Here is a 10,578-nt window from a genome sequence, read left to right on the forward strand (position 1 = left end):
AATGATACAAAGTAGTATAATTACGATAAATACAATTCTTAAATACATAATATCTCCTTTTATGGAGAAATTATACAAAAGTTTGAATTTGATTTAAAATATCTATTCAAACCATAATGTCGCTCCATCTTTTAAAGTCCATACTCATATGTGTTGCTCTGCTTGTAAAAGGCTCATAAGATTTTAAATACTCCTTGGTTAATTTCATATTATCAAAATTTATTAAAATAATCCGCTCTTTATAATTTTTATTATATTAAAAGTTGCTAGAGATGCGATTAAATAGTGATTTGGTAGCTATTAAGCAATGATATTAAATTTAGAAGTAGTAAATATTTGATAATAATTATTAAATAATTAAAGAAAATTTTTAATATTTTTTATATATCTTATCGCTTAAATCTCCTATTTTTATAATATTAATTTAAAGTTATTTTGAGTATAATTATCAAAAAAATTGGAGATTTAAATGGAATTTTTAAAAGAGTATATAGATCATATAATATTTGCCACGCTTGGGATTATGGCTTTTGTGGCGTGTTGGTGTGTTATTGAGCGTATTTTGTTTTTGCACAAAGTGCATATAGATGACTATGCAAATCAAACCCAGCTAGATAACGCCCTAAGCTACAATCTTACAACTCTATATATAATCTACTCCAACGCCCCATATGTAGGGCTTTTAGGCACTGTAATTGGAATTATGATTAGCTTTTATGATATGAGTATTTCAGCTACAATTGATGTTAAAAGCGTGGTTTTGGGCTTATCATTAGCACTTAAAGCAACGGCTCTTGGACTATTGGTCGCAATTCCTAGCTTGATAGCTTATAACTACCTTTTACGAGCTGTAAATTTAATATCTAGCAAATATGAAAATAGGATAGAATCTTGATAAAACTACCTAAAAACGAAGGGTTAAATATAATCCCATTTATTGATATTATGCTAGTTGTCTTAGCGATGGTTTTAAGTATCTCAACATTTATCGCAAGTGGCAAAATCAAGGTAGATTTACCAAGTGCAAGCTCAGCCAAACCGCTTGAATCTAAAGATAAAATAACCATTATTATAGATCAAAATGATATATTTTATCTTAATGATAATCAAATTAGCATTGATGAGCTAAATAGCAAAATATCTATAACTCCAAAAGATACTATAGTGGAGCTAAAAAGCGATAAAGAGGCTAAATTTGATAGTTTTGTCAAAATTCTAGATATATTAAAGATAAATAATCACGAAAATTTCTCAATTATCACGGAGAAAATACAATGACTTCTATTTTACAATCTAGCAAAACTCAATCATTTTGCCTTACAACTATGCTATTTATCCCCTTTATTTGGTTTGGATTAAATTTCATAAAGCCCATTACCCCATCTATTAACATAGATAAAAGCATATCCCTAAACCAAATAATCCAAATAGCTGCTAAACCAGCACCCATACCGCAGCCACTAGATAAACTAGAGCCAATCACGCCACCAGCAGAGCCAATCATCAAAAAACCAAGACATAAACCAAAACCAAAAGATAAAATAAAACCAATACCTAAGCTAGAACCAACTAAAATATCAAAGCCACTAGATAAGCCTACAGAGGTAGCGGCTACTTCTAAGCCTGAAAAAATGCAGAGCTTTAATATCTCAAATGCGACAAAAGATCCTATATTAGCAGCGATAAAATCAGCAATTGATAAAGAGCATAGATACCCTAGAATGGCTAAAAAATTAAGGCAACAAGGAGAGGTTTTAGTTAAGTTTATATGGACTAAAGATATGGAGCTAAAAGGGGTTAAAATCATAAAGCCATCACCGCATAAGATACTAAATGAAGCGGCATTAGCGACCATCATGGCCGCATCAAAAAATTTCCCTAAAAATGACAAAACTATAGAAATTCAAATTCCCCTAGTCTATAAAATATCATAAATCCACCTAAATTTCAATCCAAAATAGCCAAATATCATCTAAATTTGGTATTATTTTGGCTTATATATTTATAATTTTGGATTTTTTGGGTAAAATCTATAAAATTAAATTTGGAGTTATTATGAGCCCATTTGTCATAGCTGAGATGTCAGCTAACCACTGCGGAGATAAAAATTTAGCCTTAAAAATTATAAAAGCCGCTAAAGATGCAGGTGCTGATGCTATAAAAATTCAAACCTATACCGCCGACACAATCACAATTGATTCTAAAGATGAAATTTTTATGACTAGAGATGATGAGCTTTGGGCTGGTCAAAGCCTGTATGAGCTATATCAAAAGGCTTATACGCCATGGCAGTGGCAAGCCGAGCTTAAGGCTTATGCTGATGAGATTGGGATTGAGTTTTTTAGCACTCCATTTGATTTTAGTGCTGTTGATTTTTTAGAAAGTATCAATGTAAGTAGGTATAAAATAGCCTCATTTGAAGCGATGGATTATCCGCTTATTCGCTACGCAGCAAAGCATAAAAAGCCTATGATTATCTCAACTGGGGTATCTGAAATTGAAGAAATTTATGAGGCAATTGAAGCTTGTAAAAGTGTCGGAAACAATGATATAACCATTCTTAAATGCACTTCTGATTATCCAGCTAAGATAGAGGATATGAATATTGCCACCATAGCTGATATGGTAGCTAGATTTAGCCCACTTGGCGTTAAAGTCGGTCTAAGTGATCACTCAATGAGCCTAGAGGTGCCAATTTGCGCTGTTGCCCTTGGGGCTAGTGTGATAGAGAAGCACTTCACACTTGATAGAGCCTTAGGCGGTGAAGATAGCGGATTTTCTCTTAATTATGATGAGTTTAGCGCCATGGCAAAAGCAGTCAAAAATGCCTATAAGGCTCTAGGCAAGGTAGATTATAGCTTTGATGAGAAAAATCGCAAATATGCTAGATCGCTTTTTGTAACAAAAGATATTAAAAAAGGGGAAATTTTAACCCCACAAAATATACGCTCCATTCGCCCAGCTCAAGGCTTACACCCTAAATATTATGATGAAGTAATAGGCAAAAGAGCCACAAAAGATCTTAAATTTGCCAAGCCTTTAGAATTTAGCGATTTTGAGTAAAACTATGCAAAAAGTATATATAATAGCTGAAGCAGGGGTAAATCACAATGGCAGTTTAGATATCGCTAAAGCCTTGATAGATGAGGCTTACAGGGCTGGAGCAGATGCGGTGAAATTTCAAACTTTTAAGGCTGAGAATTTAGCTAGTAAAACGGCTTTAAAAGCTAGTTATCAAAAGCAAACTACAAATGCCAACCAAAGTCAATATGATATGCTAAAAGCCCTTGAGCTAAGCTATGATGACCATGTTGAGCTAATCTCACACGCTAAAAGCCTTGGGATTGACTTTTTATCTACACCTTTTGATATAGACTCAGCTAATATGCTCTATGAGCTTGGGATTAAGAGTTTTAAAATTCCAAGTGGGGAGATTACAAATTTACCCCTACTTCGCACCATAGCTAAATTTCAAAAACCGATAATTCTCTCAACTGGTATGGCGACAATGAGTGAAATAGGCGATGCTTTAAGCATTCTTACGCAATATACAAAGCTAGAAAATATCACGATTTTACACGCCAATACGCAGTATCCAACCCCATTTTGTGATGTGAATTTAAAAGCGATGAATAGCATTGGGGCGGAATTTGGGGTTAAATTTGGCTATAGCGATCACACTTTGGGGATTTATGTGCCTATTGGGGCTGTTGCCCTTGGCGCTAGCGTGATAGAGAAGCACTTCACACTTGATAAAACTCAAAATGGCCCAGATCACAAAGCTAGTTTAGAGCCAAATGAGCTAAAAATGATGGTAGATGGGATTAGGGCTATGGAGGCCTCTTTAGGTGATGGTATCAAGCGTCCAAGCCCAAGCGAGATTGAAAATATCAATATCGTTAGAAAATCCATAGTAGCAAAGCGTGATATTATTAAGGGGGAAATTTTAAATGAGCAAAATATCACCACCAAAAGAAGCCTTCTAATTGGCATAAGTCCGATGAAATGGGATAAAGTCATAGGGCAAATAGCTAAAAAAGATTATAAAAAAGATGAGATAATATGAGAAAAATTTGTGTAATTACAGGCTCTAGGGCTGAGTATGGGCTATTATATTGGCTTATTAGTGAGCTTAGCATTAGTGATAGTCTAAGACTTCAGCTAGTAGTTACAGGTAGCCATCTAAGAAGCGAATATGGCAATACATATTTAGAAATTCAAAATGAGTTTAATATCGATAAAAAAGTAGATATATTAAATTTCTCCAATGACGCTCTTGGCGTGTGTAAATCAATGGGTGAAGCTATTAGCAAAATTGGCAAAGCCTTAAGTGATCTTAGCCCTGATATTGTGGTTGTTTTAGGTGATAGATATGAGATATTTTGTGCTGCGGCGGCTGCTTTGGTGCTTGGAATTCCTATAGCTCATATTCATGGTGGTGAGCTAAGTGTTGGAGCGATAGATGAGGCGTTTAGACATAGCATTACTAAGATGGCAAATATCCATTTTACCGCAGCCAAAGAGTATGCTAAAAGGGTGGCTCAGCTAGGAGAGGATCCTAAATTTATATTTAATGTCGGTGGAATGGGGATTGAAAATATCAAAAGATTAAAGCTTTTAAGCAAAAGAAAATTTCAAGACTCAATCAAATTTAAATTAAATAAGAAAAATATCTTAGTTACATACCATCCACTCACTACAAAAAAAGATAGTCAAGATGACTTTAAAGAGATTTTAAAAGCCCTAAGTGAGCTAAAGGATACAAATATCATCTTTACTAAAGCCAATAGCGATGCTGGTGGAATGGCTATAAATAAAATGATAGATGAGTATGTCAAATCCCACCCAAACTCCATCGCCTTTGCCTCTTTGGGTAGCTTAAGGTATTTAAGTGCTTTAAAATATGTAGATATAATCTTAGGCAATAGCTCAAGCGGTCTTTTAGAAGCCCCAAGTTTAGGCGTGGCAACTATAAATGTAGGCTCTAGGCAAGATGGTAGATTAAAGGCTTTAAGCGTGATCGATACTAAGCCTATAAAATCTCAAATTTTAAAAGCGATAAAACTAGCCTACACTTCAAAATTCCAAAAAATTATCCAAAAAAAGCAAAATCCATATGGCAACTCCAAACCTAGCAAAGCGATAATAAAAGTGCTAAAAAATATAAATTTAAAAGATATAAGAGTGAAAAAATTCAAGGATATAATATGAAAAATTGGGGGGGGGTATTGCCCTATGAGCAAAAAGGGTATATTATGGATATAAACTCTATAAAACTAAGCCCAAATAGCACGATCAAAGAGGCATTAAAGATAATAAACAATGGTGCTTTACAAATGGCTTTGGTCGTAGATGAAAATGGAGCGCTCCTAGGCACGATAAGCGATGGAGATATCAGGCGTGGACTACTAAATTCAATGGAGCTTACTAGTAGCATTGAGAGCCTATACTACCGCACGCCGATCATCTCAAATTCCCCCATAATCCCAGCTTCTATCCTAACAAAAGCAAAAGCCAAAAATATCCGCTACATACCAATTATAGATCAAAATGGCATAGCAATAGCGATCAAAAATATCTATGAATCAAACAAAACAAAGCCAAATCAAGTGGTATTGATGGCAGGCGGACTTGGTATGAGACTTCGCCCACTTACTAGCAAAATCCCAAAGCCAATGCTCCATGTAGGGCCAAAGCCCATTTTACAAACCATAATCGAAAGCTTTACTTCTTATGGATACCTAAATTTTACAATATGCGTTAATTACCGCTCAGAGATTATCAAAGAGTATTTTGGCAATGGGGATAAATTTGGTATAAATATCAGCTACATTCACGAGAGCAAACGGCTAGGAACGGCTGGGGCTTTAAGCCTTATTGATAGACCACAAGATGAGTTTTTCGTGATGAATGCTGATCTGCTAACTAACGCTGATTTTAGCAAGCTTCACGACTATCACAACGCTCATAAATCCATAGCCACAATGTGCGTGCGAGAGTATGAGATGCAAGTGCCTTATGGGGTTGTAAATTTAGATGATAACACCATAAAATCCATCACAGAAAAGCCAAAATCCAAATTTCATGTAAGTGCTGGAATATATATGCTAAAGCCACAAATTTTGGATTTAATAGATAAAAATAGCTATCTTGATATGCCAGATCTATTTAATCAACTAGCCGCTAAAGGCCTTAACCCAAAGGCCTATCCAATTAGCGAAAAGTGGCTAGATATAGGTAGAATCGAGGAGTATAATACCGCAAATGAAATTTATAATGAGTTTTTCTCATGAGAGCGCTCATCATCTCTATGGGCTCAATCGGCCGTAGGCACTATGAAGTCTTAAATCAAATGGGCTTCAAAGCTGATGCCGTATCATCGCAAAATTTAGAAAATATTAAAATTTATAAAGATCTAAATCAAGTGGATTTAAACTCTTATGACTACTTCATCATCGCTTCTGCTACGCATTTACACTATAAGCATTTAAGCTACATTGATTCAAAAGTGCGTGGCAAAATCATACTTTGCGAGAAACCATTATTTGATAAATTCCAAAATTTTAGCCCAAATAATCAAATTTTAATCGGTTATAATCTTAGATTTCACCCTTTAATATTAAAACTTAAAGATATGTTAAAAAATCAAAAAATTCTATCTATCGAAGCTCGTTGCGGCCAATACCTGCCAACTTGGCGTAAAATGGATTACACCAAATCATATAGCGCTGATAAAGAGCGTGGCGGTGGGGTTTTATTAGATCTTAGTCATGAGATTGACTATATAAGTTTTTTATCTGATACAAGCCTAAAACTCATCAAAGCTATCCAAGCCAAAATATCAAATTTAAATATCACAAGCGATGATATATCAATGATATTAGCTCGCTCTAATGGTGCTTTAATCAATATTAGCCTAAACTACCTAAGCAAAATGCCTAATCGCCAAATTTTCGTTGAAACAAATGATAATAGCTATCATCTTGATCTTATAGCAAATGAGCTTAAAATCACTAATAAAGATGGATTAACCACGCTAATCAATGAGCCAAATTTAGATAGAAATGCTCTATTTATGGCTATGCACGCCGATGCTTTGGGCGAGCAAAAATATATATGTAAATTAAGTGAAGCCCTAAATACAATGAGATTAATAGATCAAATTCAAAAGGAAAATATATGAGTAAAATACTATGTACCATCTGTGCTAGGGGCGGTAGCAAGGGAGTTAAGAATAAAAATATCCGCCAAATTGCTGGTCTTGCGCTAATTGCTCACACGATAAATCAAGCTAGAGAGTGTGGACTATTTGATCACATAGTTATCAGCACAGATAGCGATGAGATAGCTAGTGTGGCTCAAAATTATGGCGGTGAAGTATTTTTCAAGCGAAATGAAAATCTAGCTAGTGATAACGCTGGGAAGATCCCTGCTATCCGTGATGCGCTCATTAGATCGCAAGAGCATTATAAGCGTGAATTTCCTTATATAATAGACCTTGATGCCACTTCGCCACTTAGATTAGCTAGTGATATCAAAGCAGCTTTTAAGCAGTTTATAGATGATGATAATGATATTTTAATCACAGCCACACCTAGTCGCCGCAGCCCATACTTTAACCTTATAGAAAGACAAAGCGATGGCTCAATAAATTTAAGCAAACCACTACCAAAGGCGATACTACGCAGACAAGACGCACCCCAAACCTACGATATGAACGCCTCAATCTATATATGGAAATCTCAAATTCTATTAACAACCGATACTCTATTTATACCAAAAACTGGCCTATATATAATGCCACAAAATCGCAGCATTGATATAGATGATGAGCTGGATTTTATGATTGTAGAGCATATTTTAAGGAGTCAAAATGCTTAAAGATAAGGTAGTTATCATCATTGGAGGCTCAGGATTAATCGGTAAAGCTTTTATAAATTCCACCATCAAAAATCACGCTATAGTGATCAATGCTGATTTAACAAAGCCAAATATAGAGCAAAAATGCGAATTTATAAACACAGATATAACTAAGCAAAACTCGCTTGATGGCCTAATAGAGCAAGTTAGTCAAAAATATGGCAAGATAGATGCTGTGGTAAATTCAGCCTATCCTAGAACCAAAAGCTTTTCAAATCACTTTTTTGATGTGGATTATGATGATTTTTGTATCAATACAAATCTCCAGCTTGGCGGGGCATTTTTGGTAATGCAAAGATTTGCTAAATACTTTAAAACTCAAGGTTATGGCAATATAATCACACTATCATCTATACAAGGCGTGGTAGCTCCTAAATTCCAAACATATGAAGGCACACAAATGAGCTCACCAGTAGCTTATAGCGCTATTAAAGCTGGGGTATTACACCTAAGCCGCTACCTAGCTAAATACTTAAAAGGGAGCAACATTAGGGTCAATTGTATAAGCCCAGGGGGAATTTTGGATAATCAAAATGAGATATTCTTAAAACAATATAAAGATGTCTGCCTAAGCAAGGGAATGCTCGATCCTAGCGATATTTGCGGAGCTTTGATATTTTTGCTTAGTGATTATAGTCAGTTTATAAACGGACAAAATATCATAATTGATGATGGCTTTTGCTTATAGAGTTAAATTTAGCTATAATTAAACAAATTTAAAAGGAGAAAAATGGACAATTCACTATCAGCATACATCACAAAGTATGACAAACAAGGCTATGGGCTGCATTTTCCAGATGGGCATGTGATTAGATTTTATGAGAGAATTTTAAATTTCGCTCTTAATAAAACTAGTGGAAATCTATTAGATTTTGGTTGTGGTAATGGGGTTCATTCTAAATATTTTGCTAAGCGTTCAGGGGGGGGTATAAGGCCATTTGGCATAGATATTGTGCCAAGCTTAAAGCAAATTTGGCATAACGACCCGCTAATTTGCCAAGAGAATTTTCACATCATCGAGCCTAATAGCTCATTTTCTCATCTATTTAGTCAAAAAATGGATTTTATATTTGCTAATCAAAGCTTATATTATCTTACTAAAAATGATTTTAATACCACTTTAAAAGAGCTTTATGAACTTTGCAATGATGATGCTATAATCTTTGCAACTATGATGGCTAGTGAATGCTATGATATGTATCAAAAATCCAAACCACTCTCAAATGGCCTGACCCATATCCAAGGAACTCCAACAGGAAGAATGAGTGAAAACTCATATATAAGATTTACTGATGATATAGAGCAGTTAAAAGATGATTTTAAGCTATTTGAGCCACTTTATTGGGGAGATTACACACCAATTAATCTATACAATTTTGAAGGTAGCTCACGACATTTTATATTTATCGGTAAAAAATAATACAATAACCCTAGGTCTATCCTAGGTTGATGCTTTTACATAAGCAGATAAAATAATTAATACTGATTTATTTTGAGATATAGAGCTTCAAACATTAAACTTATACAAAATATATTAATATTATTTTATACCAACAATCTCTTTTATATACTCAATTCTATGCGACCAAGTATGATTATTGGCTATATATTCTGCTGCAGATTTTAACTTATCCTTAGTAATTTTATCCATACCAAATTTATTAATCTTATACAATATATCCTCTAATTCATATTCATCTCTAAAAGAGTATAGATAATCCTTAAAGTAATTTTTAATAGCCGGTGTATCATTAGTAACTACTATTCTGCCACATGCTAATATCTCAATTAATCTCCTTGAAAACATAGTAGGAGAATTCTCAATAGTATTTACATTTAAAGATACTAAATAGTTTTTATAGACATCTGCAGTTTTATGATATTCTATAGATGGAAAAATATTGGCACAATAGATATTTGGGTATCTATACATATCAGATTTTCTTTCTGAATTTCTATCATAAATATCTAGACCTAATATTTGAGATGATAGCTTAAACATCATATCTTGCCAATATCTCCGTTTATCATGTATATGAGTAGAATAGCTTCCTACAAAATTTGCTTTTTTGAATTTATATTCAAATCCAGAGAAATTATGAAACTTAGATTGAACTGCAAATATTAAAGTATTAACAGCAACATTACTATCTACAACAGCCCTATATTTTGGAATGCAATTTTGATCTACAGTAAAAATATGATCAAATAATTTTGCACTATCTATAAATCTATCAAAATGCACTCCATCTTCTTTATTCCAAAAAACAGTAGAAATTTTTAAATCTTTAGCATATTGTACCACCGCCTTTAACTGCTTATTATTGCGCACTATTCTTTTTTTAATATAGTTTAGAATAAATCGTAATTGTATCTTATTGTATTTTAAGGAATTGGAATATGAGGCTATTTTATATTTCCATAAATCATTATAACCATTCCAGGCAGACTCTACAAATAAAATATCTGGCTTCCACTGTCGAAGTACATTTTTATAATTATATTTTGTTATATTGGTTACGCTAATATTATCCTCTGCCATCAAAGAACTCATAGTAAACTTATCGGCAATTAAAGCTATTTTCATAAAAATCCAATTTATAGTCTAAATTTAAACAGTTAATACTATGGTTTATTATATCTAATTATTTAACAAAA

Annotated in this window: 12 protein-coding genes; 11 read left to right on the forward strand and 1 reads right to left on the reverse strand. The window is 33.7% G+C overall.

Annotated features, from left to right (window positions below):
- The first annotated feature begins 469 nt into the window (after positions 1-469).
- The 11 genes from exbB (at position 470) to CSUIS19072_RS05820 (ending at position 9,340) form a co-directional block, all read left to right on the forward strand.
- Positions 470-895 (forward strand): TonB-system energizer ExbB, encoded by a 426-nt coding sequence (gene exbB / locus CSUIS19072_RS05770; protein WP_086237876.1) that lies wholly within the window; start codon positions 470-472, stop codon positions 893-895.
- Positions 892-1,278 (forward strand): TonB system transport protein ExbD, encoded by a 387-nt coding sequence (gene exbD / locus CSUIS19072_RS05775; protein ID WP_086237875.1) that lies wholly within the window; start codon positions 892-894, stop codon positions 1,276-1,278. Before exbB ends, exbD begins: the two co-directional genes overlap by 4 nt.
- Complete coding sequence (locus CSUIS19072_RS05780) at positions 1,275-1,934, forward strand: energy transducer TonB (protein WP_086237874.1); 660 nt, start codon at positions 1,275-1,277, stop codon at positions 1,932-1,934. The genes exbD and CSUIS19072_RS05780 overlap by 4 nt, the downstream gene beginning before the upstream one ends.
- A 121-nt stretch (positions 1,935-2,055) precedes the next feature.
- A complete protein-coding gene (gene pseI, locus CSUIS19072_RS05785; protein ID WP_086293586.1) occupies positions 2,056-3,063 on the forward strand; it encodes a pseudaminic acid synthase in 1,008 nt (335 codons plus the stop codon).
- 4 nt (positions 3,064-3,067) lie between these two features.
- On the forward strand, positions 3,068-4,066 hold the full coding sequence (gene neuB, locus CSUIS19072_RS05790; protein ID WP_086293584.1) for an N-acetylneuraminate synthase: 999 nt from the start codon (positions 3,068-3,070) through the stop codon (positions 4,064-4,066).
- Entirely contained in the window at positions 4,063-5,211 is a 1,149-nt protein-coding gene (gene neuC / locus CSUIS19072_RS05795; RefSeq protein ID WP_086293550.1) for a UDP-N-acetylglucosamine 2-epimerase, read from the forward strand. Before neuB ends, neuC begins: the two co-directional genes overlap by 4 nt.
- A complete protein-coding gene (locus CSUIS19072_RS05800; protein ID WP_236847925.1) occupies positions 5,208-6,293 on the forward strand; it encodes a nucleotidyltransferase family protein in 1,086 nt (361 codons plus the stop codon). The genes neuC and CSUIS19072_RS05800 overlap by 4 nt, the downstream gene beginning before the upstream one ends.
- Positions 6,290-7,183 carry a Gfo/Idh/MocA family protein gene (locus CSUIS19072_RS05805; protein WP_086293548.1) on the forward strand — a complete coding sequence of 298 codons (894 nt, stop codon included), beginning with the start codon at positions 6,290-6,292 and terminating at the stop codon, positions 7,181-7,183. Before CSUIS19072_RS05800 ends, CSUIS19072_RS05805 begins: the two co-directional genes overlap by 4 nt.
- Positions 7,180-7,881 carry an acylneuraminate cytidylyltransferase family protein gene (locus CSUIS19072_RS05810; protein ID WP_086293546.1) on the forward strand — a complete coding sequence of 234 codons (702 nt, stop codon included), beginning with the start codon at positions 7,180-7,182 and terminating at the stop codon, positions 7,879-7,881. Before CSUIS19072_RS05805 ends, CSUIS19072_RS05810 begins: the two co-directional genes overlap by 4 nt.
- Positions 7,874-8,608: an oxidoreductase gene (locus tag CSUIS19072_RS05815; protein ID WP_086293543.1), complete on the forward strand. Its 735-nt coding sequence runs from the start codon at positions 7,874-7,876 to the stop codon at positions 8,606-8,608. Before CSUIS19072_RS05810 ends, CSUIS19072_RS05815 begins: the two co-directional genes overlap by 8 nt.
- Before the next feature lie 42 nt (positions 8,609-8,650).
- The gene (locus tag CSUIS19072_RS05820; protein ID WP_086293541.1) at positions 8,651-9,340 is read left to right on the forward strand and encodes a class I SAM-dependent methyltransferase; all 690 of its coding nucleotides are present in this window, start codon (positions 8,651-8,653) and stop codon (positions 9,338-9,340) included.
- Positions 9,341-9,460: 120 nt separating this feature from the next.
- On the opposite strand, the gene CSUIS19072_RS05825 is transcribed toward CSUIS19072_RS05820, so the two are convergent.
- Complete coding sequence (locus CSUIS19072_RS05825; RefSeq protein ID WP_236845372.1) at positions 9,461-10,225, reverse strand: CgeB family protein; 765 nt, start codon at positions 10,223-10,225, stop codon at positions 9,461-9,463.
- Positions 10,226-10,578: the final 353 nt, after the last annotated feature.

Origin of the sequence: Campylobacter sp. RM19072, from assembly GCF_024723485.1 — a bacterium.
GTDB lineage: Bacteria > Campylobacterota > Campylobacteria > Campylobacterales > Campylobacteraceae > Campylobacter > Campylobacter porcelli.